We start from the raw sequence: 24,812 nt of genomic DNA, 5'->3' as shown, positions 1-24,812 counted from the left end.
CTGAGTTCATCGCTTCCGGCCTCGGAACTAGGGTGGCAGTCCTCGTCAGGTTTTCCTCGCTCCTTGCCACCCTATCCCCGAGACCTCGATCTGACCGCAGTGCCAATCCCCCACAAGGCTCAGTTCGGAGTTCAACTAGTGATTGCCCGGACGGACCTTAAGGATAGTGTGGGTTTCCATCAACCCAGAAAGTTGTGTCTTATTAGACTTTGGCACAAGGGGAGGGTAGCGGATTGCAGAATTGCGCCCAATCAGGGCGCGTTTATCCTTTTGCCGGTCACCCGATCAGCGGTAGGACTGTCTGAGTCCGGAGCGGCAACGCCGCGACGTCGAGTTCCGCACCGCCGGGTAACCGGTGAAAGGATGCGATCCGGGAGCAATCTGCAACCCGCTGCCTGGACCGTAGCTTAATACGAAGCACTGCTTTCGGAGCCGTAAGCGCTGAGGTTTCAGTTGGCAGAGCGGGCAAAAAGAAGCCGGAAGACAGACGATACTACATTGCCTGCCGACCGGCTTGAGGAGCGATCAACGCGATGAAAACTGACGAACAAGCTCATGCATGGCAGAAATATCCTGCGCCAGACGCTTGCTGGAGTCCGCAGTCGAACGCGAGGCCTCGCTGGTGCGCTCCGACTGCGTCTGAATATTAACGATATTGCGGTTTACCTCTTCAGCCACCGCACTCTGCTCTTCCACAGCTGTTGCCACCTGGAAGGTCATGTTGCGGATATCCGAGACTGCCTGGCTGATGGCACTGTAGGCATTGCCGGCGTCCTGGTTGTACTTGACGCAGTGCTTGGCCTTTTCCTGCGCGCTGGCAATCGAGTCCACGCAGCTTTGCGTGCTGCCCTGGATGCGGTTAATGATGTCCTTGATCTGTACGGTGGAATTCTGGGTGCGCTGTGCCAGAGTGCGCACCTCATCGGCTACCACTGCGAAGCCCCGGCCCTGTTCACCGGCGCGAGCAGCCTCAATCGCCGCGTTCAGAGCCAGCAGGTTGGTCTGCTCAGCGATACCGTTAATCACCTCGATGACAGAGCCAATCGCGTTGCTATCATTACCCAGGTCCTGGATCATGCGGGTAATATCGTCGATATTCGCGGCCAGTTGAGTCGTAGCTGACAGACTCTCGTCAATCGAGTGGCGACCTTCTCCCACACTGTGGTCTGCCTGTTCGGCCGCAGTGGAGGTGTTGGAGGTGTTGCTGGCCACTTCATGAATAGCGCTGGACATCTCTGTCACAGCTGACGACACAGAGTCGATTTCTGCCTGCTGCTGTGCAATGGCCTGGTTGGTCGTAGCAACTGCCTTGTTCGCCTGGTTTGCCAGGCGGTCGAGGCTGGCGGCCGACTCGTCGACACGTTTCAGAATGGTAGTGACTTCTGAGCTAAGCTTTTTCATGGCCAGTTCTACGGTGCCAAGCTCATTCTTGTGGCTGGTGTACACGGCCCGCGAAAGTCTGTCGCTGGCGATTTTTTCGGCAGCGTCGATCAGCGGGTTCATCTGAGCAAGCAGGACTGCGCCGGCTGCGACACCGCCTACAGCGCCAAGGGCTGCCAGAGTCCAGCCCAATACGCCACCCAGCGCTGGGAACGTCAATCCAGCAATCACGACCAGCAGACTGAGAACCTGAGCTGCGAGTATGCTTTGACGCCACCCAATCACGGCATTCAGGCGAACGGACGCACCACTGCGCAGGCGGGCGTAGAGGCTGCTGGCAGCTTTTACGTGCTTCTCGTCTGGCACTGAACGGACTGACTGGTAGCCGGTCACCTTGCCATTTTCAAAAACTGGTGTGACGTAAGCATCCACCCAGTAATAGTCACCGTTCTTGCAGGCGTTTTTGACCATACCCATCCATGGTTTGCCGCGCTGAACAGTTCCCCATAGCGATTTAAATGCTTCTTTGGGCATATCCGGATGGCGCACGATGTTGTGCGGGGAGCCGATCAGCTCCTTCTCGGAATAGCCTGATATTTTAATGAATTCTGGGTTTGCGTAACGAATATAGCTGTTCAGGTCAGTGGTGGAAACCAGCTTTTCGTTAGTGGAGAATAACTTGCGTTCGGCCATTTTGCGTGTCTCGCTCTATGACAGGGATTGTCAAAATAGCTAGCGGCATTGGCCTGCAAAACTTGAATAATATCCCTACAAATTTTGTGTTTGTTTTAGGTACCAGCTTACAAACTCATCAGACGGCACTGGTCGATGATAGAAGAAGCCCTGAATCTGATCGCACTGGTACCGGCTTAGCAATGCCAACTGATCCGGTGTTTCCACACCTTCGGCAACGACTGCCATCCCCAGTGTCTTGCCCATGGAGATGATGGCCTTGCTGATCGCCTGGTCTTCCCGGCTGTTGGCCAGGTCGCGGACAAAGGCGCGATCGATCTTGAGGGTGTCGATAGGGTAGTGGCGCAACTGGCCCAGCGATGAATAGCCAGTTCCAAAATCATCCAGCGCGAAACGCACGCCGGTAGCTTTGATCGCCTTGATCACAGCAATGGCATGCTCCGGATTCTGTATCATCAGGCTTTCGGTGATCTCAAGCTCCAGGCGCTGTGGGTCAATGCTGGCGGCGCTTAAAGCGTTGATGATGAACTTGCCAAGCTCCGGGTAATTAAATTGTCTGGCCGACAGATTGACCGCCAGATTCAGCGGCGGCAGATTCAGTGCGTCCCATTCGTGAAGCTGTTTTATGGCCTGCGTGATAGCCCATTCACCGATGGGAATGATCAGTCCGTTATCTTCGGCAATCGGGATGAACTGGCTGGGAGACACATCGCCCAGCTCCGGGTGATGCCAGCGCAGCAGTGCTTCTACACCGACCGCCTGACCAGTGTTCATGTCCAGTTTTGCCTGGTAGTTCAGACTCAGCTGATCGTGCTGCAGCGCCTGGCGCAATTGCAGTGACAGCCCGGCTCGGCGCTGGGTGTGCTGATGCAGCTTGGCGGAGTAGCAGTGCACGTTGTTGCGGCCATCTTCTTTGGCGGCATACATGGCCGTGTCTGCGTGATTCATCAGTTCTTCTTCATTAAACGCATCAATGCCAAACAGGCTGACACCAATGCTGCAGCCGACCATGAATTCGCGGTCATCCACTTTCACGGGCTGTGAGAAGGTCTCAAGAATATGGTTGGCAGTGGTCAGCGCCAGTCCGCGAGCACTGACCTTGTGCAGCAGGACCACAAATTCGTCGCCGCCCAGTCGGGCTACTATGTCGCTGCTGCGCAGTGGCTGTCGAAGTCGCTTGGCAACTTCCACCAGTAGCCGGTCGCCGGCGTGATGCCCGTAGGTGTCATTGACTGTCTTGAAGCGATCAAGATCGATAAACAGGACAGCAAAGGCATTATCTTTATAGCGGCTGGCAGTGCGGGTTGCGTTGCGCAGCAGCTCGGTGAACATCACGCGATTGGGCAAGCCTGTCAGGGTGTCGTGAGTGGCCAGATGACGAATGCGGTTGTCAGCGCGCTTCTTGTCGGAGATGTCCCGCGAGATGCCGCGATACCCGGAGAACCTGTGCTGATCATCAAAAATGGGTTCGCCTGCCAGCGACAGGTGATAAATCACACCCTCTGCGTTGGTGAACGAAAATTCAAAGTCGCGGAAGGCTTTTTCCTGGCGTAACAATCGGCGAAACTTGCGCCAGTTCATGGTGTCAGCGCGTACACCCGGCATATTCCACAGATGGCGCCCAATCAGCGTACGGACGGCCTTCTGGTTGCTCTCACCAATAATGCGTCCCTCGTACTGGATAAAGTGCAGGCTGGCATCCATCTCCCAGTAGAAATCGGAGGTCAGGCTGGTCAGGCTGCGAAAGCGTTGTTCATTGCGCCGGATGGCTTCCGCTGCCCGCTGTTGTTCTTCGTCGGCGGCAAAACTGTCCAGGGCAAAGGAAATATTGTCGGCCATACTCTGCAGAATGGACTGATTCTGCGCGTCAAAAGTGTCAACTGGCCCGGCGTAGAACAGCATCACTGCGATGCACTGCTTGCGCTCGAACAGTGGGTAGGCGGCGGCACTGCCGATGTCGAACTGCCGAGCCAGGTCATGCCATGGACTGGTGCGCGGATCAGTTTTGAAATCGTTGCTGCTTTGCGCCTTTCCGCTCCGAAAAGCCTCACTGGTCAGGCCGCGACCCTCCGGTATGTCGGGCGTCGTGGTGACCAGTACCTTTTCGGGCTGGCGGGTATAGTTGCCGGCATTGGCAATGGCCTTGAAGCGACCGCTTTTCAGGGGAGCCAGTATTGATGTTGTCGTGAACAGGCCGGATGACACGGCGGCTGCACAGACATCCTCAAACAGGTCCTGGCGACTTTCCGCGCGCAGTATGGCCTCGTTGGTCAGGCTCAGCGCCGAGAAAATACGCTGCAGTCTCAGTGCACGATTTTCTGCCTGCTTGCGGGCAGTGATGTCACGGCCCACACCAATGATCACCCAGCGTCCCTGAATCTCCGTGGCACGGCTGTATATCTCGATAATGGTTTCGCTGTTGTCAGAGCGCCGCAGGCGACGTTCGATTCGGCTGCTGACACCCTGTTTGATCAGTCGGTCATAACGTTCATTCAGCTCGGCATCAGAGAAGCCCATCACTTTGCCAGGGCTTTGAGAGATAAGCTCCTCACGGCTGACTTCCAGGCTCAGGCAGGCAGTGTCGTTCGCATCAATAAAGGTGAGTGTTTCGCGATCGACCAGAAAAATCATGTCAAGCGACATGTCCATGGCGGCGCGAAAGCGTTCCAGGTCGGCATCGTGGCTGCGTACGCTGGTGATGTCGACGGCCATGCATTCGTAGTGGCTGAACTTGCCACGCTGATCCATCACCGGCGTGGCGGCGATCTGCAGATAGCGGTGGCCCTCTGCTGTATTGACGCGGCATTGCCAGCGCCTGAAGGTATTCCCGCCATGCAGCTGATGGAGCCAGGCTTCCCGGTCTTCAAGGGCGATCAGCTGGTCAAAGCTGTGCTGTCGCAACTGTCTGGCCACAGCGTCTGTGCTGGTTGAGAAACTGGCCACCTGATGGCAACGGCCATCGGCGCCCTGGCACCAGTACAGGTCGGTGCAAAGAGAAAGCAGAGTATGCTGCGGTTGCAGGGCAGGGGTCATCAGGTCTTATTTTTATGTTGTTGGTTTATACCTGCACTGTCGACCACATTTCATGTAACAGACAGATGGGCCTTGTCACAGTTTGTGACAAGGCCGCTAATCTAGCAGGGAAATATTGATATGCCAAGCGTACGTTCGATATTTAGACGGGCAGGCTGGCGCAGGCTTTCTCGAGTGAATTCAAGGCCTCATCGATTTCCCGAGGGCTGACCACCAGAGGTGGCAACAGACGTATGGAGTTGCCCCCGGCTTTCACCGCCAGCAGGTGATTTTTCTGCATGGCCTTGATCAGGTCGGCGTTGCTGGCCACGCAGCGCAGGCCCACCATCAGGCCCAGGCCGGTGTGTTCGGCCAGCACTTTGGGATAACGTTTAATCAGCTTATCCAGCCCGGCGCGCAGCTGGGTGGATCGTTCGGTGACCGTCTCCAGAAAACCCGGGTCGGTCAGCACATCCATGACTGCATTACCGACGGATGTTGCCAGCGGGTTACCGCCGAAGGTGCTGCCATGGGTACCTGCCGTCATGACCTCAGCTACCCGCTCGGTCGACAGGCAGGCGCCAATCGGGAATCCGCCACCCAGCCCCTTGGCGGACGCCAGCACGTCAGGCGTCACGCCCAGCGCCTCGTGTGCAAACAGGTAACCGGTGCGGCCCATGCCAGACTGGACTTCATCAAACATCAGCAGAATGCCATGTTCGTCACACAGGGCCCGGACCGCCTTCAGGTACTCGGCAGTGACGGGGCGAATGCCGCCTTCACCCTGCACCGGCTCCAGAATCACGCCAGCGGTCTGTTCCGTTACGGCCTGACGCAGGGCCTCCAGGTCACCAAACGGCACCTGGTCAAAACCACCGTCACCAACCAGGAAACCCTCGGTGTGCAGCGGATTGCGGCAGGCGGCCACCGGGGCCAGTGTACGGCCATGGAAGGACTGCGCCAGGGTAATGATGCGCACGCGCTCCTTGCGACCGTGATGATAGTGGAAGCGGCGCATCATCTTGAAGCCACACTCAACCGCTTCGGTGCCGGAGTTGGCAAAAAACACGCGATCGGCAAAACTTTTTTCAACCAGGCGCTTCGCCAGCCGCTCAGTGGGAATATTGCTGAACAGGTTGGAGGTGTGCCACAGGGTTTCGGCCTGGGTTTGCAGCGTGGATACCAGGTGAGGGTGACAATGCCCGAGACAGTTCACAGCAATACCGGCCGTAAAATCCAGATAGGCATCGCCGGCTTCCGTATAAAGATAGCATCCCTGACCCCGGCTGAACTGCAGGTCGGGGTGTCCGTAGTTGGCCATCAAGGCAGATTGATTCTGCATAGCTGAGGTCATTCGCTGTTTGTCCTGTAATCGATTCCTGTTTTCAGACCCATTCACTGGATCTTGTGTTCGGTTCAACTCATGGCTGGGCACCTGAGTATGGTATTCTAGGCAGCCTGCCTTCAGATGTATAGCAGGGGTGCACACCCCGGGAGTATGTAATCATGTGGTTCAATGACAAAACCAGAATGGTAACGGCCGATGCGGCGCTGCCGGGTCGCGATAAGCCACTGGAGATTTCGGGGCGTCACACCGTTACTGGCAATTCCATGGTGCCACCGCTGCCGGAATCACTGGAAGAGGCCGTGTTCGGTCTTGGCTGTTTCTGGGGAGCCGAGCGGGTTTTCTGGCGTCAGCCGGGTGTTTTCAGCACCGCTGTTGGTTACGCCGGGGGCTTTACACCTAACCCGACCTACGAAGAAGTGTGCAGCGGACAGACCGGGCATACTGAGGTGGTCCGGGTGTTTTTTGATCCGGCCAAAGTAAGTTATGAAGAACTGCTTACTTTGTTCTGGCGCTCTCACAATCCAACTGAAGGTATGCGCCAGGGCAATGACCGTGGCACGCAGTATCGCTCAGCCATCTATACCGTCAATGACAAACAGCTCGAAGCTGCCAAAGCCAGTCTGGATGTGGTTCAGCAACGTCTCAGTGCTGCCGGTCATGACGCCATCACTACAGAAATCAAGCCACTGGCCGATTTCTATTATGCCGAAGAATATCATCAGCAATATCTGGACAAGAACCCCGCTGGCTACTGTGGTATCCGCGGGCTTGAGTGTCTGATCTGACAGTATTTGGCGTTTGTCATGATAGTGTCATCTAATTGTAGATAATGCGTCACGAAACTGTCGTGTGACGTATAATTTACGAATTCGTGACACGCAGCCATTCGGTCAAGAATCGCGCGATCAGCATACGTGCTGACGCGCGATTGTTTACTAGTTTTTAAAAGGGGAGATCCTACGTGAAGTATACCTGTTGGGCACTGAGTGCAGCGGTGGCAGCTGCCATCAGTTCATCTGCGCTGGCGCAATCCACCGAATTTTCCGGTGACCTGCGCTTTGGTTACTATGCTTTCGACCGTGACGAACGCAACGGTACCAACCGTGACGATGGTCAGTGGCGACTGCGCGCCCGCGCAGGTCTGCTTTGGACCATCAACGACACCTACAGCGTCAAAGGCCGATACGCCGCTCGCGTCCACCATGAAGATAACGACAGCGAATTCCGTCTGTACCGCGGTCTGAATGGCGGCAGCAGTATTCAGCCCGGCCAGAGCACACTGGACGAGCTCTACGTACGCGCCCGTTACGGCAACTGGGATCACCGCATCGGCCGTTTCCAGAGCAACAACCGTCTGGTTGGCGTGGCGGCAAAGTCATTCAGCCGTACCAACTCCACCAGCTGGGATGTGGGCTGGACCGACGGTATCCAGAGCACCTGGCGTGGCCCTAATGGCTGGAACCTGACCGGCATCATCGAGCGCAACGACAAAGAAGAGGGACCGACCAACCTGCGTCGTGCCCCGCTTGGTTTCGACAAGTCAGAAAGCCGTGCCACCTATTACCTGGCACTGGACAGCCGCGAGACTGATGGTCTCTGGGCACAGCGCTCAGTGGACATCACCTACATTCCTTCATCGCTGTACTACAACGGCTATGCAGCGGGTCTGACAGAGGATTACCTCGGTATCACCGGTCGTCTGGCCACTCAGGTTGCCATTCGCAATGAGATGACGTTGGTAAGCGGTGTTGAGCTTGCCTACGCGCCTGACACCCCACGTAATGCCGTGATGAACCTGCCGGGTGCTGGCGATGCAGATGGTTTTGCCTGGCAGGTCTCCATCAACCTGATGGACATCGTCCCGGGGCATAGCTTGGGTTTTGTGCATGGTGAAAACGATGCTGGCTGGCTGCTGTCCACCGACTTTGGCAACAACGCTTCACTGACCGAGGTGCGTTATGCCTGGCGCCCCATGTCGGGCCACCTGCTTGAGGCGCGTGTCCGTCAGCGTGAAGACCTTATTCAGCAGCGCACGGCTCTACGCAAACGTTCCGAGCAGGACTTCTACGTGCGTTACAGCATCAGCATCTAATGCCTGGGAAATTCTGCTGAAAAAAAAGCCCCCGTCAGCTGAAACTGTCGGGGGCTTTTTGTTTCTGAGGCGGACCGGGGGGGGTGGGCTGGCCGGAAGAGTCTCCAGCCAGCACTGCCATCAGTTCACGCCATAGAACAATTGGGTTCCAGTGGCTGAGATCACTTTGTAGTCCATTTTACCGTCGCCATTCACATCCATGGCCTGGTAGGCCAGGCCAAAGCTGTCCTTGTTGGCATCAAAGTAAGTCACTTCGGCAGCGGTGCGCGGGCTGACAAAGAAACTGGGCTTCAGGACACCCACGCCGCTGACCGTGATGAAGCCAGAGCTGCGGTCTGCATTCACGCTCAGGCCGGCGGCCGTCACACTGTCAATGAACGAAGTGTTGTCCGGATAAGGTACCACACGCTGAGTGGTGCCATTGGCGCATTTCACACCAAACGCATACTCGGCTTTGTTAACCTCAGTCGTCGGTTCAGTAAAGCTGACTGCGCCACAGTTAGTGATCGTCTTTCCGCTCAGGTTGTCGTAAGCGAAGGTACCGGAGAAGGTATTGCCGGCGCCCAGATTCAGGCCAAATGAGCCATTGTCTCGTCCCGAGAACTGATAGCCGGCGGTTTCAGCCGCTGCACCGAAGGAGAGCACATCAACTGCCATCGGCGCCAGCTCTACCGCAACACCATCCGTCACAATCACGGTGTTGCCGTTGCGACGCACCCGGATACCGTTGGGCACAGTTGCAGGAACCGACTTAACAGCCACGATCGCGCCTGCATAGGTTTCGCCGGGCAGGATGACTTTCACCGCACCGGTCACGTTATCCACTTCAATGTCTGCCTGGGTGGTGTGGGTGGTGCCGGCGATACCGCCAAAGCGACCGGTTTCGTCGGTAATGGCCAGGCTAAAGCCTTGAGTGCCGCTGCCACGGAACAGATTGCGCAGTCTGTCGAGAATGTTGACGCCGTTAACAACCACCGAAGTCGGCACCACAAAGTTGTCACGGGTGGCATCGGCAAGTCGTGCGCGCTGCACAGCATTCAGGCTGGCAGTCGCCTGGGCGTTATTAACTTTTTGCTGTCGTTCAGCTGACGTTTCAACCACGGCTGGTGGAATTGGCAGGGCCAGGTTTAATACCTGCTCGGCCAGACCCTGGTTCTGCTGAAGCAGGGTGGTGATTTCAGCCTCTGACACATTGGCGCCTGCCACGGCACGAATTGCAGCAGTCGCGATTTGCGCGCTCGCGTTGGAAACCGCGGTCACCAGTGCCGTATCGGCAGCTACGTTAAGGCGCCGGTTGGCATTGATGGCCTGGGCTGCGGCGGCTGCGGCGGCGCGGATGTCTGATGTAGAACTGGACTGCGTGCTCAGAGTTGATGCTGTGGACAGCAGGTTCGTCGTTGCCGTTTTTACCTGAGTCACCTGAGTCGCAGAAAGTGTCGGCGTGCTGCCACTCTGCGTCTGGCTGGCCAGTGTTGACAGCACGTTGGCTGTGGCGTTAAGAACGAACCGGGAAGAGGCAAGCTGTTCCTGTTTCGCATCAGCATTGGACGTCGCAGTGGCCACGGTTGCACCCGTGCTGCCTGCTTTAGAGGCTAACAGAACAGTGTTCAACAAGTTGTTGGTATCGACAGCGCCACCTTGTGCCAGTGTGGTACCGACGCGGAGAATATTATTCGTAGCATCGTTTGTCGCCAGTATGGCCTGATTAACGACATCCTGTGATGCCTCGCCACCCGTGTTGATGACCTGGTCAATCACATTAGACAGATTGTCTACCACCTCATTCTGCTGGTTCAAGGTCTGTTCATCAACAACGACTGTGCCGCCTCCGGTATTACCACCACCCGTGCCCCCGGTTTCCACCGCGCAGGTCTCGGTAAAGGTCGACAGCGCAGCCGTAGAGGCGCTCTGTCCGACACCAAATTTACCCTGTACCGCGTAAGCCAGTGAAAACTGACTGTTAATGCGATAGCTGCTGTTATTCACGGTGCCCAACAGACGGAAAACGCCGCTGTCGCCGCCGAGCTGGGAGGATGGTGCGGCCTCGCAGGTGGTCTGCACACGCGGGAAGGCAGTAAAGGTGTTGTTTACCACGCGCCCAAAACGGTTGGAAGGCGACCCGGAGGTTTGCTCCATGACCACACGGAAAGTGTATTGCCCGCCAGCATCGAAGGCGTTCAGTATGGTCTGAAACGCCGCGTTAGCACTCGTCAGTCGATTCACCAGATTGGAACCACTGAAGGTCACGCTGCCGCCACTGATGGTGACTGGCCCGTTGGCAGCACCGTTATTGCTGATCACAGCGGTGGCATTAACGGCGCCATCGCGGGCAATCACAATCAGATCCTGGTTGCCGGGGATCGTGCCGGTGACGGTGCTGCCATTGATATTCAGTGTCAGATTGCCGATGAAGGCTTCAAAGCGACGGTTGCTGTTGGTATCGCTGGAGATTGCCACGCCCACTTTAAAATTATAAGTGCCGTTGGTCGGTGTGGTCGCCGAGTTGACCAGATCAAAGCTGAAGTTTGGTATACCAAAACTGTTGCTGGCCGGGACGTTGTTGACCGACTCCAGAATGCCGTTAGACCCGACAGTGACTGTCTGTGAGAACGTGCCGTTGCTGATGGTCAGCTGGCCATTATTGATGCTGAAATCATTCGCCAGTGCCTGTGCGCTCACGCCGGCAATCAGCGAGGCTGCAACATACTGCGCAAGACGTTTTTTCACAAAGCCTTTGTTGTTCTTCATTGTAGACCCTTGTCATAAGAAAAACTGGAGTAGTCAACGCGTCGATTAAAATATCAGACGCCCCAGGTTTCCACAATCGGCCCGAATGAGAAGTTTTTTATACAAGGCGATCAGTAAGGGAGGCCGGAATTCGTGTCAGGCGACGAACAGTCATCGCCGCCTGACAGAATCGCGGTACAGCATTGTGATTAGTTAGCGCTGTACAGCACCTGGGTTCCGGCGGCTGAGATCACCTTGTAGTCCATTTTGCCATCCGCGTTAACGTCCATGGCCTGGAAAGCGATGCCGTTGGCGTCCTGATTAGCCGTGCGATAGGCCGCTTCGGCTGCTGTCGACGTGTTGACGAAGAAGCTCGGCTTAAACGTACCTACGCCGGTGACCGTGACAAAACCGGTGTTACGGTCTGTTGTCACGTCCAGGTTGGCAGCCGTCAGGCTGCTATAGAAGTTCGCTTCGTAAACATACGGAAGAATGCGCTGACTGGCGCCATTGGCACAGTTCATCACAAAGGCGTACTCTGGGCGATTCACTTCTACGGTTGGCTCGGCGAATGTTACCTGGCCACACGTGGTGCGGTTAATGCCAAAGTGGTTCTCAAACCCAAACGTGCCGGAGAAGCGTTGACCGCCCGCCAGCTCCAGCGAGAACGTGCCATCATCGCCCCGAGTCGTCAATGGGAAGTTCAGCGCTTCAATGCCCGCTACAAAGCTGACCGTATTAATGGCAGCTGGCGCCAACTCAAAGGCAGCTCCTGTGCTACGGATGACCAGTGCACGGCCGTCATCAGTAAACGTCACAGAGTCGTTGGCACCGGCCGGGATCGATTTCACACTCAGCGTTGTGGCCAGATAGGTCTCGGTTGCAAACTTAATCGTTGCTGAGTTATCTGCCTCAACAAAGTCCACGCCCGGCGTCTGCGTGCTGCTGCTCAGCGCACTGATACCGCCACTCCTGCTTAGATTGCCAGGGTTAAAACTACCCGTACCGAAAATCTGCGCGAAGCCAATAAAGTCATTGGATGCCGTCACGAATTGACCACTTGGCAGTGTACGCTGGGTGCGCGTCAAGTCTGAGGAGTTACTTTTCAGGGAAGCGATCGATCGAACGGTGTCATCGGTTATCTGAAAACCAGAACCTCCAAAATTCTGGATGTTCTGGCGAGACTCTGAGTCCGTAGGGAAACTGGTTTGTGGCAGGCCCGCCAGGGTCAGCGTGCTTTTGTATACCTGACTATTTCCAGAGTTAAACTGCTGAACAATATTCTGATCCGTGACTATGGCGCCAAACTTAAGTTCAAAATCCTTTTTAAGGATATCTCGTGAGGCGTTTGACAGCGTCGTCACCGTATCATTATCCACAGGCGTCTGCAGACGAATAAGATCCTTGCTGAAGTTGTTCAGGGATCGGTTGATATCCGATAGATCGTCAGGATTGGTCAGTTTGGTTGTTATCTGGGCAGAGCCGCTAACGACATTCTTAAAGGTATTAGCAACCAGAGTTTTCTGAACGGAGCTTAACACCGACTGAGTAGCGTCCTGGACCGCTTTCAGGGTAAGTTGCCTCATAACGTCCGTGGTGCCCGTGATCAGAGTCTTGGTCTGCGCTACCAGCTGGGTAGTGTCCGCATTGGTATTGGCCGCCGCTTTGCCCGAAGTGCTGACGGCATTGGACGCTGTTGACAGTGCATTCAGGGCGTTGTCGGTGTTCACCGTGGTGCCGGGATTGTTAAATGCGTTCAGTACCGTTGTGACCTGGTTGTTCGCATTACTTGTGGTCTGAGTAACGGTTGTCACGGTGGACTGAGAAACGTTACCAGTTGAAATCTCATTGTCGACAGTAGTCGTCACCTGAGTGACCGTGTTGCCCAGGTTGGTAATATCTTCGGGATTAACCGGGTTAACAGGCTGGTTGGTGCCACCGCCCGTACCTCCACCGCCCGTGCTGCCGCCACCCGAGCTACCGCCGCCACCACTGCCGCCAGTGTCAACCACACAGGTTTCGGTAAAGGTTGAAAGCGCACCCGTAGAAGCGCTCTGACCAACACCAAATTTACCCTGTACCGCATAGGCCAGTGAGAACTGGTTTTCAATTTCATAGGACTGGTTGTTGACAGTGCCCAGCAATCTGAACACACCGTCGTCGCCACCCAGCTGTGATGAAGGCGCTGCCGAACAGGTCGTCTGTACACGCGGGAAAGCTGTGAACTGACTGTTCACCACTCGTCCGAAGCGAGTAGAAGGCGATCCGGAGGTCTGCTCAATGATAACGCGGAAGGTATACTGACCACCGGCATCAAAGGCGTTCAGAATGGTCTGGAAGGCGGCATTGGCGCTGGTCAGGCGATTCACCAGGTTGGTACCACTAAAGGTCACACTGCCACCGCTGATTGTGACCGGACCATTGGCTGAACTGTTGTTGCTGACCACAGCCGTAGCATTCACTGCTCCGTCGCGAGCGATGACGATCAGGTCCTGACCGCCGGGAATCGTACCAGTCACAGTGCTGCCGTTTACGTTAAGTGTCAGGTTGCCCAGATAAGCCTCAAAGCGGCGATTGCTGTTAGTGTCACTGGAAATGGCAACGCCTACTTTAAAGGTGTAGGTTCCGTTACTGGCTGATGATGCCGAATTCACCAGATCAAAGCTGAAGTTCGGTATACCAAAGCTGTTGCTGGCCGGTACGTTGTTAATCGACTCAAGAATGCCATTGGACCCCACGTTCACTGTCTGTGAGAACGTGCCGTTGCTGATAGTCAGCTGCCCGTTGTTAATAGTGAAATCGTTTGCCAGTGCCGGAGTGCTCACGCCGGCGATCAGGGAGGCAGCAACATACTGCGCAAGACGCTTTTTCACGAAGCTTTGGTTGTTCTTCATTGAGGATCCTTTTACATCGGGCGGGATTGAGAAAAAAATTCGGGCGCTAAAGTAACAAATGCACCACAATATCTCAATCGACCTGTGTGCAAAATTCTTTAATTACAAGATGATAAGGAGGGAGGACAGGACGCCTGTCAGGCAATATCAGACTGCCTGGCCGGCACGAGCAGTAACTACCGCATTGGGGTCAGATAGATCACAAATTCTGTCAGGAAATGGTGTCAACGTGCCGTTGTTGTTCGTCGGTGTTCAGCTTGAGTACACGTTTGGACAGCTGCAGATAAATCGCAAACACGGCCAGGAACAGCGCAAACATCAAGGACTCGGGCGCGCCAGTGAAGTGGCCGATCAGGCCGATGCCACCCATGCCCAGCGCTGTGCCATGAATGATCAGCACGGTTTTGCGGGGGCTAAGGCCAGCGTTAAGCAGACGGTGGTGCAAATGATCGCGACCGGGTGAGAAGGGCGAGCGGCCCTGGAGAGGGCGGCGGATCAACAGGCTCACTGTATCAATCAGGGGTATGGCCAGGAACCACAGTGCGTAAACGGGCGCAATAAACGCATTGCTGCCCTGACTCGCGGCAATCACCAGCCAGGCGACAATAAAACCAAGCAGTGTGCTGCCGGCATCACCCAGATAAACCAGGGCGCTGCGTTTCCAGATCAGCCGGAAGTTAAAGGTCAGAAAAGCCAGCACGGAAACAATCAGAATCTGGCTGAAGCTGAGCATGGCACTTTGACCGGCACCCATAGCCGCTATTGATAATAGAATCAGGGCAATAACGACCAGTCCGCCGGACAGACCGTCCAGGCCATCACTCATGTTCACCGCATTAATCACGCCAACCGTAGCGAACAAGGTGACTGGTACGGCCAGCAGACCCAGTTCAAGTGGGCCCATAAACAGTATGTCGCCGAAAGACGTTATCTGCACACCTGCGCTGACTGCCATGACCCAGGCGGCGACCGCATGCACGGCCATGCGCACTGATGCACGTATGTCATACAGGTCGTCAATAACGCCCACTACTAGCACAAAGCCCGAGACTGCAAGAAGAATCTGATAGTTTTGCATCACTACCGGGGAGAGGAGACAAATGGCGACAGTGCCCAGGTAAATACCCAGGCCACCAATCATCGGTGTTGGCTGCTGATGGCTTTTGCGACCACCCGGCATATCCAGCAGGCCAATTCGACCTGCCAGAGGGCGGAGCACCACCAGGCAGAAGGCCGTCACGAGAAATACGCTTGTTAGAGCTGCCAAAGTCATTTTTTGTTGCTATCCCTGATCTGGTGTTGCAATTGGAACCCGCCAGTCAGCTACGGCCTGGGGCCGACTGACGGGTTCGCATTCCAGCGTCGATGTTTAATTAACGCCGTAGAACAGTTGCGTTCCTGTCGCTGAGATCACTTTGTAATCCATTTTGCCATCGGCGTTGACGTCCATCGCCTGATAGGCGAGGCCGAAACTGTCCTTGTTGGCATCATAGAAGGTGACTTCAGCGGCAGTCCGCGGGCTTACAAAGAAGCTGGGCTTCAATACACCAACACCGTTGATGGTGATAAAGCCAGAGCTTCTATTGGTAGCTACCGTCAGCCCTGCTGCTCTCACACTGTCGAAGAATGACGTGTTACTTGGGAAAGGCAGGACGCGCTGAGTGGTGCCATTGGCGCAATTGATGCCGAAGGCATAGTCAGCTGCGGTCACTTCGCGGGTTGGCTCCGTGAAGCTTACAGTGCCGCAATTGCTTACGTTTGCACCGGTCAGGTTGTCGTAGGCAAAGGTGCCGGAGAAACTGTTACCACCGCCGAGATTCAGACCGAACGAGCCATTGTCACGTGTTGAGAACTCGTAACCGGATGACTCAACAGCTGCACCGAAGGCCAGCACATCCAGGGCCATGGGCGCCAATTCGACAGCAACACCATCGGTTACGATGACAGTACTGCCATTGCGACGGACGCGGATGCCGTTGGGAACGGTCGACGGGACGGATTTCACTGACACAATCGCACCGGAGTAGGTTTCACCGGGCAGTATCACCTTGACAGTGCCCGTTACGTCATCCACTTCGATGGCGGCCTGAGTGGTGTGGGTGGTACCAGCAATGCCGCCGAAACGACCGGTTTCATCGGTAATCGCCAGGCTGAAGCCTGTCGTACCAGTGCCTCTGAACAGGTTACGCAATTTGTCGAGAATGTTCACACCACCAACAACCACTGATGTGGGCACCACGAAGTTGTCCCGCGTTGCGTCGGCAAGACGGCTGCGTGCGGCGGCGTTGAGGTTGGCAGTGGCAGAGGCGTTGTTGACCTTGTCCAGCTTTTCCTGCCGGGATTCAACCTGGGCCGGAGGGATTGGCAGTGCCAGGTTCAACACCTGCTCAGCCAGGTCCGGGTTTGACTGCAGTGCAGCCGTAATTTCGGCGTCGTTCGCGCTGCTATTGCCCAGTGCGGCACGAATGGCTGCCGTCGCGATCTGCGTGCTGGCGTTAGAGATTGAGGTCACCAGCGCTGCGTCAGCCGCCACGTTAAGGCGTCGGTTGGCGTTAATGACTTCGGCGGCTGCGCGGGCTGCCGCAGCAATGTCCGTCTGACTGGTCGATTGTGTGCTCAGTGTCGATGCAGTGGACAGCAGATTGGTGGTTGCCGTTTTTACCTGAGTGACCTGCGCGGCCGTCAAGGTTGGGGCAGTACTACTTTGGGACTGAGCAGCCAGCGACGTAAGTGCTGTCGCGCTGGCATTGAGAACAGTTCGCGAGTTGGTGATCAGCTGTTCTTTAGCAGTTGCGTCGGCGGTTGCGTTGGCTACTGTCGCACCGGTACTGCCTGCCTTGGCAACTACCGAGATGGTGTTCAGCAGGTTGCTGGTGCTGACAGTGGTACCAGTATTGATGCTGTTGACCACATTATTGATATTGGTGACCGCGGTATTCGTGGCTGTATTTGTCTGGGTGACGGTCGAATCCGACACAGTACCACCACCGGAGAGCTCCTGCTCGACCGTGTTGTCCAGATTGTCCAGCTGCTGATCCTGCTCGTTCAGTTCGTCTTCGTTAACGACGACAGTGCCACCGCCAGTATCACCGCCACCACCACCGTTGCCGCCACCACCGCCGGTGGTCTGCTCGGTACAGTCTTCAGTGAACGCCGTCAGGGCGCCTGCCGAAGCTGCCTGCTGCACGCCAAACTTGCCTTGCACCGCGTAGGCGTTCGACAGCAGCGTTCTGATCGCGTAGGGCGCATTATTCACGGTTCCATTGAGCGTGAAGACGTTGCTCAGCTGGGAGTTGGTGGCCAGCGAGCACACAGTTTGAACACGAGGGAATGGTGAGAATGTGCCATTCACAATTCGACCGAACCGGGTTGCCTGGGCACCGGTGGTCTGCTCAATTGCCACAGTGTAGGTGTAAGAGCCACCGGCGTTAAACGCATTCAGAATGGTCTGGAACGCAGCATTGGCATTAACCAGACGGTTGACCAGGTTGGAGCCGCTGAAGGTCACGCTGCCGCCGCTGATGGTTACAGCGCCATTGGACGCGGAGTTATTGCTGATCACCGCGGTAGCGTTCACAGCGCCATCACGGGCCAGTACCACCAGGTCCTGATTGGGAATTGTGCCGGTAACTGTGCTGCCGTTGACTGTCAGAGACAGGTTGCCGAGGTAAGCCTCAAAGCGACGATTAGCAACACTGTCTGACTGGATGGCCACGGCCACTTCAAATGTGTAAGTTCCGTTGGTTGCTGTCGCCGCAGAGTTGACCAGGTCAAAACTGAAATTCGGGATGCCGAAGTTGTTACTGACAGGCACGTTGTCAACGGATCCTACGATGCCGTTGGCACCCACGGTGACGGTTTGCGAGAAACTGTTATCGTTACTGATCGTCAGTTGACCATTATTAATCGTGAAGTCATTAGCCAGCGCCTGTGTGCTCATGCCGGCGATGAGCGAGGCTGCTACATATTGCGCGAGACGCTTTTTCACGAAGCGTTGATTGTTGTTCATTGCGTGTCCCTCAAAATGCGATTGCAATCGAAATATTTCGTGAATTTAAAAGTGTTTCAATGCCTTACGTCACAAGCCTGCCATGTTGGATTAGATAGCGGCGAAAGCACAGATTTAGACATATCAGATTCTGCCATAGATATGTGTCAAAATGTTAGCGCATTCTGAAATAATTCTAATTACTTTTCGTGACTTAAGCTCGCGACCTAAGCGCAAATTTACAGGCAGTCTGCCATTTTTTGATCGCAGGTTCGATTAGCCGGATGGCTAATCGAACCTGCGCACCACTTAAATGCACGTGCGCACGCCCAGGGTGCAAACTTGTCCCGACGTGCCGCTTCCAGCCTGCCTAAACCTGCACCAGCTGTCCCGTTACTGTAGCGCTGCAAATTTTACGCCAAGCGTCAATTCCAGGTGGCCGTAGGTAATGTCTGAAAAACTGCCACTCAGCGGATTGTTAAAATGCGGCATGATGCCGGTGTACTGGTTGCGATACAGCTTGCCAGATATCCCGGTATAGATATGCGGGCTGATCCAGAAGTTCAGTGACCCATACAGTGTGTGATTATTGTCCGCGCTGGCATTCAGATTGCTGCCGCGCAGGAAGCCCGGGACCAGCGGACTGCTGCTGCTGTTGATCACAGCATCCCGGTTACGGATGTTGATGTATTCGTAGCCGATCTGAAGCGGCAGACGGGGCGTGATCTGCCAGTTCAGGCTGACACCTGCGGTCAGCAATTCCTCTGACACATCAAAGGTCTGCAGAAATGCATTTTGCAGCGACGTCTGCTCGATCTCGGTACTGGTACCGGAGCTGGAGTCCTGCTCACCATAACCCGCCCAGTAGCTCAGCGCCAGGCGATCACCCATACCATGGGTGAAAATCAGCTGGGCCTGCCAGCCGTCATCCTTCAGGCGGTCCAGGCTGAAGCGCTGTGGTGGATCGAGTTGAATCGTAATATTGGCGTCAAAGCGCAGGGTTTCCAGAAAGCCGCCAAAATCGTCGCTTTCATTTTCCGTGTATTTCACCTGCAGTGCGGCGCTGGTCCAGGGTCGCTGCGGCACCGGATTGGCCGTCTGATAAAACACAAACTTGCCGCCCCAGGAGGTACTGGTAGTCTGCAGCTTCTCATCCAGATCCGCGATGTCCACGCGAGAGTTGGGCGCAACTTTCAAGGTCAGATCCTGTTGCTGGCGGTTGTAGAACAACTCCATGCCGCGCCAGATGCCTACGCGCAGGTTGCCGCGCGAGCCTTCCAGGTCGCCGCTGTTGCCAGTCAGTCGGTTGTTATTGGCCAGCACTTCCTCACGCAAATCGAGGAAATCAATGGTGTCATCTACACGCAACAGGCTGCCGCTCAGTTCAAATTCGCCTGCGCCCAGCGTGTAGGCACTGGTATGGCCGTTGCCAATCCAGCCGGAGGGTTGTTGTGCCTGCGCCAGTCCTGAGAGAGAAAGCGTAGAAAGGGAAAGTGCGGTAGCCAGCAGCGTGGTGCGTTCCATAAGTCCGGGTCTCGTTCTGAAGGTCCTTGCAAGCCCCAAAGCTTAGCAGTTATCACTAAAAAAATAATCCCTCCGGCTCGGCTTTTTAAGCTACACTCTCCCGTTGATAACAAATACACAACAGGACGTTAGAGTAAGCTTCACAACATGCGCTTAAAAAGTATCAAGCTCGCCGGTTTCAAGTCTTTTGTGGATCCCACCACGGTCAACTTTCCCAGTAATCTCTGTGCCGTCGTTGGCCCCAATGGCTGCGGTAAATCCAACATCATCGACGCCGTGCGCTGGGTGATGGGCGAGAGTTCCGCCAAAAACCTGCGCGGCGAGAACATGACCGACGTCATCTTTAACGGCTCGGGGGGGCGCAAACCAGTGGGCCAGGCCAGCATCGAACTGGTATTTGATAACAGCGACAACCGCATCAAGGGCGAGTACGCCAAGTTCAGCGAAATCTCCATCAAGCGCAAAGTGACCCGCGACGGTCAAAACGTCTATATGTTAAATGGCACCAAGTGTCGTCGTCGTGACATCACCGATATTTTCCTTGGCACCGGTCTGGGTCCGCGTAGCTACTCCATCATCGAGCAGGGCATGGTTTCGCGTCTGATCGAGTCCAAACCGGAAGAGCTGCGTATCTTCATTGAGGAGGCAGCAGGTATCTCCAAATACAAGGAGCGCCGACGCGATACCGAAAACCGCATCAAGCGAACCCGCGAGAACCTGGAGCGCCTGACCGACATCCGCGAAGAGCTGGACCGTCAGCTTCAGCATCTGCATCGTCAGGCGCAGGCGGCAGAAAAATACAAGGAATACAAGGCTCAAGAGCGTGATCTTAATGCGCAGTATAATGCTATTCGCTGGCGTGCCCTGAATGAGGAAGTGGAGTCCAAACAGTCCGTCATCAAGGATCTGGAGCTGCAGATTGAGGCTGTCATCGCCGAGCAGCGTGCGCTGGACGCCCAGCATGAACAACTGTTGCTGAACCAGACCGACCTGAACGACAAGCTCAGTGAAGTGCAGGGCCGCTACTATTCCATTGGTGGTGATATCGCCCGTATCGAGCAGTCCATCGAGCATCACATCGAACGCATGAAACAGCTGCGCGCTGATCTTGATGACAATCGTCGCAATTTCTCCGAATCACAGGCAGAGATGGATGTCGATGTGCAGAAAATGGACACGCTGCAGGATGAACTGGACGGCCTGGAGCCCGAGCTGGAAATGGCCGAAAGCACTGCCGAGGAATCTGCCATTCAGCTGGAAGAAGCTGAAGAGCGCATGCAGAACTGGCAGCACGAATGGGACACCTTCAGTCAGCGCTCGGAAGAGCCCCGTCAGACTGCCGAAGTTGAACAGTCTCGTATCCAGCAGCTGGAAAAGATTGTTGAGCGCGGCATAGAGCGGCGTGCACGATTAAAAGAAGAGCGCGAGACCCTGGGTGAAAACCCCGAGCAGGATGCGATTGATGAGCTGTCCATGCAGGTGGCTCAGATGGAAGACACGCTGGATGCCGAACAGACGCGCAATTCCGACCTGGCTGGCAGCATCGAACAGGAGCGTGGTCGTGGTCAGCAGCTGTCGCAGTCGCTGGATCAGACCCGCTCTGAGTTGCAGAAATACAAAGGGCAGTTCGCCTCGCTGGAAGCGCTGCAGCAGGCCGCACTGGGGCAGAAGAATGACAAGCTGAACAAGTGGCTGGATCAGCGCGGACTGTCGCAGCGGCCGCGCCTTGGCGAGCTGGTTCGTGTCGCCGAGGGCTGGGAAAAAGCGGTTGAAGCGGTGCTGGGTGACACATTGCAGGCTGTCTGCGTAGAGGATCTTGGCGGGGCGATCGGCTCGGACGTGGCTGATGTGCCCAGCGTGACGCTGGTCGGCGAGGGAGCTGGCTCCCAGTCCTCGTCAGATGCCGCCAGTCTTGCCAGCAAGATTAGCGGCAAGATCGACGTCGGCCCCATGCTGGCGGGTATTCTGGTTGCCGACACGCTGGAACAGGCCATGGCGCAGCGCGCCAGTCTGCGCGATGAGCAGTCCATTGTTACGCGCGACGGTGTCTGGCTGGGTCGCAACTGGATTCGCGTGCGCAAGACTGTGGATGCCAGCGAAGGTCTTTTGGCCCGTAAAGGTGAGATGGCCCGTCTGAGCGAGCAGATGGAAGAACTGCAGGCGCGGGTCGATGATCTGGTCGAGCAGCAGCAACAGAGCCGCGATGCATTGCGCGACCTGGAAGCGCAACGCGAAGATGTGCAGCGTCAGATTGCACAGTTGAGCCGCGAATACAGCGACCTGAAATCGCGCCTCAGTGCAAAGATCATGAAAGAAGAGCAGACCAACCAGCGCCGCCAGCGTGTCCAGCACGAGCTGGAAGAACTGCAAAAGCAGCTGGAGTTTGAACAGGACAATATCACCCAGTCGCGCGAGCGTCTGCAGGCCGCACTGGATACCATGGAGCAGGATGTGGAACGCCGCGAGCAGCTGCTGCAGCAGCGCGATGATCTGCGCCAGACCCTGGATCAGGTGCGCCAGAAAGCCCGTCACGACAAGGATCATCATCATCAGATCAGCATGCGTGCGCAGCTTCTGAACTCACAGATCAGCTCATTAAAAGACACCATGGCGCGCATGAATACCCAGGTGCAGCGTTCCCGCGAACGTATTGAATCCATTGAGAGACAGCTGTCCGAGTCCGACTCGCCGCTGGAAGGCAAGCGTGCCGAGCTGGAAGAGCTGCTGCAAAGACGCCTGGAAGTGGAAGAGCAGATGAACACTGCCAAAGCCGCAGCCGACGACAACGAACATCAGCTGCGTGCCATGGAGCAGCAGCGTGCCGGCTTTGAACGTCAGGCTGCAGGCTTGCGTGAAAAGCTGATGGAGAACCGCCTGAAAACAGAAGGCGACCTGGTCAAGCGTGAAGCCCTGTCGGAACAACTGCGTGAGGCGCGCTATGACCTGGATACCGTGCTCACCAATCTGCCCGAAGATCTGACCGCCAGTGGCTGTGAGCAGGAACTGGAGTCACTGGGTCAGCGTATAAGCCGGCTGGGTGCCATCAACCTGGCAGCGATTGAGGAATACCAGCAGCAGTCCGAACGTAAAGTCTACCTGGACGCGCAGAACGAAGACCTGGAAAAGGCACTGCTCACGCTGGAAAACGCTATCCGCAAGATTGACCGCGAAACGCGTACCCGGTTCAAGGAGACCTTTGACAAGATCAACGCCGGCCTGCAGGAGCTGTTCCCCAAAGTCTTTGGTGGCGGCCATGCCTACCTGGACATGACCGGTGACGATCTGCTGGATACCGGTGTCGCCATTATGGCGCGCCCGCCGGGCAAACGTAACAGCACCATTCACCTGCTGTCGGGTGGTGAAAAGGCCATGACGGCCATCGCGCTGGTATTCTCGATCTTCCGTCTGAACCCTTCGCCATTCTGTATGCTGGACGAGGTTGACGCGCCACTGGATGACGCCAACGTTGGACGCTATAGCCGGCTGGTCAAAGAGATGTCCGACACGGTACAGTTCGTGTTTATCACGCACAACAAGCTGACCATGGAAACCGCCAATCAGCTGCTGGGTGTCACCATGCATGAACCCGGTGTCAGCCGAATCGTGGCGGTAGATATTGAAGAAGCAGCCGAACTGGCTGCGATGTAAGGCCCGTGCGCTTAAAGGAACTGCAAAACAATGATGTTACGGGAATTTCTCATTTTGATTTTGATTCTGGCGATCATCGTCGTGCTGCTGCGTGGCATTTACGTGGCCATGCGTCGTCGCAAAAACAAAATCAAATTCCAGCTGGAAAAAAACATTCCCGAGTATGACCTCGAAGAACTCGAGCTGCGCGAGCTGCCCAGCGGTGGTGCCAGGGTTGTAGAGCGTTCCTTTGCCGAGGTGATGCGCCAGCACGGTCTGCCCAACGACCGTATTCCGGCTGCACGTGGCCCCGGCAGCCTGTCATCGCCGACCAAGACCTTCCCAAAAAAGACAACGGATACCTTCGCGCGTGCAAAGGGTCATTTAAAAGAAGGCCAGCTGAAAAATACTACAGCAGCGGCAGCGGGAGTTGCTGCCAGTACCGTGGCAAGCCAGGAATCCACATCTCCTTTAGTCGAGGAAGAGGGCAGCTGGCAACCGACAGAGCCGTATTCCCTCGAGCCAGAATTAGCAGTTGAGCCGCAAGCAGAAGAGCCTGCTGCCGAGCAGTCGCAGGATCATCAAACTGCCGAGGCAGCGGAACAAGTGGCTGACTCAAACGTTGGGCCTGAAGAAGAACCTGTACATGAGCCTATAGAAGAGGCAACAGACCTGGCCGCCGCCGACGCTGATACTGATACTGATCAGGAGTGGGGTGCCGCGGTCGATCGTGCCTCGGCTCACAGTTATGACGACGACAATGACGACTGGCTGGATGATGTATCACCAGTAAGGGAAGTGAAAGTGGCGGCTGATAGACGCTCCGACGAAACAGCATCACGAACCGAACCAACCTTTGACGCCAGTGCATCCGGGGACTGGGATACTGAATTTGCTGAGACTGATGCGGATTCCACTGATGATGAGCTGGTTGAAGATGAAGCGGTGGATGCGGAATCAGAGCTTCAGTATGAGCCAGAGCCAGAGATTCAGCCTGAAGCTGAGCCAGAGCAGTCCTATCAGGACATGCAAGAGAGTGAGACTGGTTTTGATACCGTAATGGAGCCAGTCACTGAAGAAGACCCGGAAGACAGTGAAGACGCTGATTCCGACACAGAATTTGAGTTCTCCTCAGCAACATCGTTCGGCGCTCAGCGCGGAGCCGACGATGAAGTGAACATGGATGAGCAGGTCGCGGACGACAGCAGCGACAGCTGGGACGGTCAGGGCTGGCAGGACTCTGATCTGGAAGAGCTGGAGTCTGACCTTCATGAATCTGAACTGGATGAACTGGATCCGGAAGAGTCCGGTCTGGATGAACCGGACTGGTCTGAGTCCAATCTGTATGAGACAGATGAGGATGACGAAGCAGAGGTGAACGGCGCTGGTGATGCCGAGGAATGGCATGCCGCAGACGAAGAGCCGCCGGCAGAACAACCGCGTCGCCGCGCTGAGCCAGAAGAATTGGATGATGTGCTTGATGAACTGCTTGAGCAGAGCGGTGTCTCAGTTCATGCTGCTGTCGAG

At 55.8% G+C, this 24,812-nt stretch carries 12 protein-coding genes; 4 read left to right on the top strand and 8 right to left on the bottom strand.

Annotation, left to right across the window (positions count from 1 at the left end):
* Positions 1-525: 525 nt before the first annotated feature.
* The 3 genes from LVD14_RS12195 to LVD14_RS12185 all read right to left on the bottom strand — a co-directional run bounded on the left by LVD14_RS12195 (position 526) and on the right by LVD14_RS12185 (position 6,427).
* Entirely contained in the window at positions 526-2,073 is a 1,548-nt protein-coding gene (locus LVD14_RS12195) for a methyl-accepting chemotaxis protein (RefSeq protein ID WP_237134341.1), read from the bottom strand.
* Between the two features lie 75 nt (positions 2,074-2,148).
* Positions 2,149-5,106: an EAL domain-containing protein gene (locus LVD14_RS12190; protein ID WP_237134340.1), complete on the bottom strand. Its 2,958-nt coding sequence runs from the start codon at positions 5,104-5,106 to the stop codon at positions 2,149-2,151.
* Positions 5,107-5,248: 142 nt separating this feature from the next.
* Positions 5,249-6,427, bottom strand: coding sequence for an aspartate aminotransferase family protein (locus tag LVD14_RS12185; RefSeq protein ID WP_237134339.1), 1,179 nt, complete (start codon positions 6,425-6,427; stop codon positions 5,249-5,251).
* 164 nt (positions 6,428-6,591) lie between these two features.
* On the opposite strand from LVD14_RS12185, the gene msrA reads away from it, so the two are divergent.
* Together msrA and LVD14_RS12175 are read left to right on the top strand one after the other, a co-directional pair.
* A complete protein-coding gene (msrA, locus tag LVD14_RS12180) occupies positions 6,592-7,218 on the top strand; it encodes a peptide-methionine (S)-S-oxide reductase MsrA (RefSeq protein ID WP_237134338.1) in 627 nt (208 codons plus the stop codon).
* 176 nt (positions 7,219-7,394) lie between these two features.
* Positions 7,395-8,525 (top strand): porin, encoded by a 1,131-nt coding sequence (locus tag LVD14_RS12175; RefSeq protein ID WP_237134337.1) that lies wholly within the window; start codon positions 7,395-7,397, stop codon positions 8,523-8,525.
* A gap of 120 nt (positions 8,526-8,645) precedes the next feature.
* On the opposite strand, the gene LVD14_RS12170 is transcribed toward LVD14_RS12175, so the two are convergent.
* The 5 genes from LVD14_RS12170 to LVD14_RS12150 form a co-directional block, all read right to left on the bottom strand.
* Complete coding sequence (locus LVD14_RS12170) at positions 8,646-11,273, bottom strand: hypothetical protein (protein ID WP_237134336.1); 2,628 nt, start codon at positions 11,271-11,273, stop codon at positions 8,646-8,648.
* A 188-nt stretch (positions 11,274-11,461) separates the two neighbouring features.
* Positions 11,462-14,146, bottom strand: a complete 2,685-nt coding sequence (locus LVD14_RS12165; RefSeq protein ID WP_237134335.1) for a hypothetical protein — start codon at positions 14,144-14,146, stop codon at positions 11,462-11,464.
* A 211-nt stretch (positions 14,147-14,357) separates the two neighbouring features.
* On the bottom strand, positions 14,358-15,386 hold the full coding sequence (locus LVD14_RS12160; RefSeq protein WP_237134334.1) for an MraY family glycosyltransferase: 1,029 nt from the start codon (positions 15,384-15,386) through the stop codon (positions 14,358-14,360).
* A gap of 129 nt (positions 15,387-15,515) precedes the next feature.
* Positions 15,516-18,155 (bottom strand): hypothetical protein, encoded by a 2,640-nt coding sequence (locus tag LVD14_RS12155; RefSeq protein ID WP_237134333.1) that lies wholly within the window; start codon positions 18,153-18,155, stop codon positions 15,516-15,518.
* A 372-nt stretch (positions 18,156-18,527) separates the two neighbouring features.
* The gene (locus LVD14_RS12150) at positions 18,528-19,658 is read right to left on the bottom strand and encodes a hypothetical protein (RefSeq protein ID WP_237134332.1); all 1,131 of its coding nucleotides are present in this window, start codon (positions 19,656-19,658) and stop codon (positions 18,528-18,530) included.
* 147 nt (positions 19,659-19,805) lie between these two features.
* Between LVD14_RS12150 and smc the strand changes: the two genes are divergently transcribed.
* Both smc and LVD14_RS12140 read left to right on the top strand, forming a co-directional pair.
* Positions 19,806-23,306 (top strand): chromosome segregation protein SMC, encoded by a 3,501-nt coding sequence (gene smc / locus LVD14_RS12145; protein WP_237134331.1) that lies wholly within the window; start codon positions 19,806-19,808, stop codon positions 23,304-23,306.
* Between the two features lie 30 nt (positions 23,307-23,336).
* Positions 23,337-24,812: hypothetical protein (locus LVD14_RS12140; RefSeq protein ID WP_237134330.1), on the top strand; the 1,476-nt coding region annotated here is incomplete at its 3' end.

This window comes from Pseudohongiella sp. O18, from assembly GCF_021729085.1.
GTDB lineage: Bacteria > Pseudomonadota > Gammaproteobacteria > Pseudomonadales > Pseudohongiellaceae > Pseudohongiella.
This window is presented reverse-complemented; position numbering and strand designations above follow the sequence as displayed.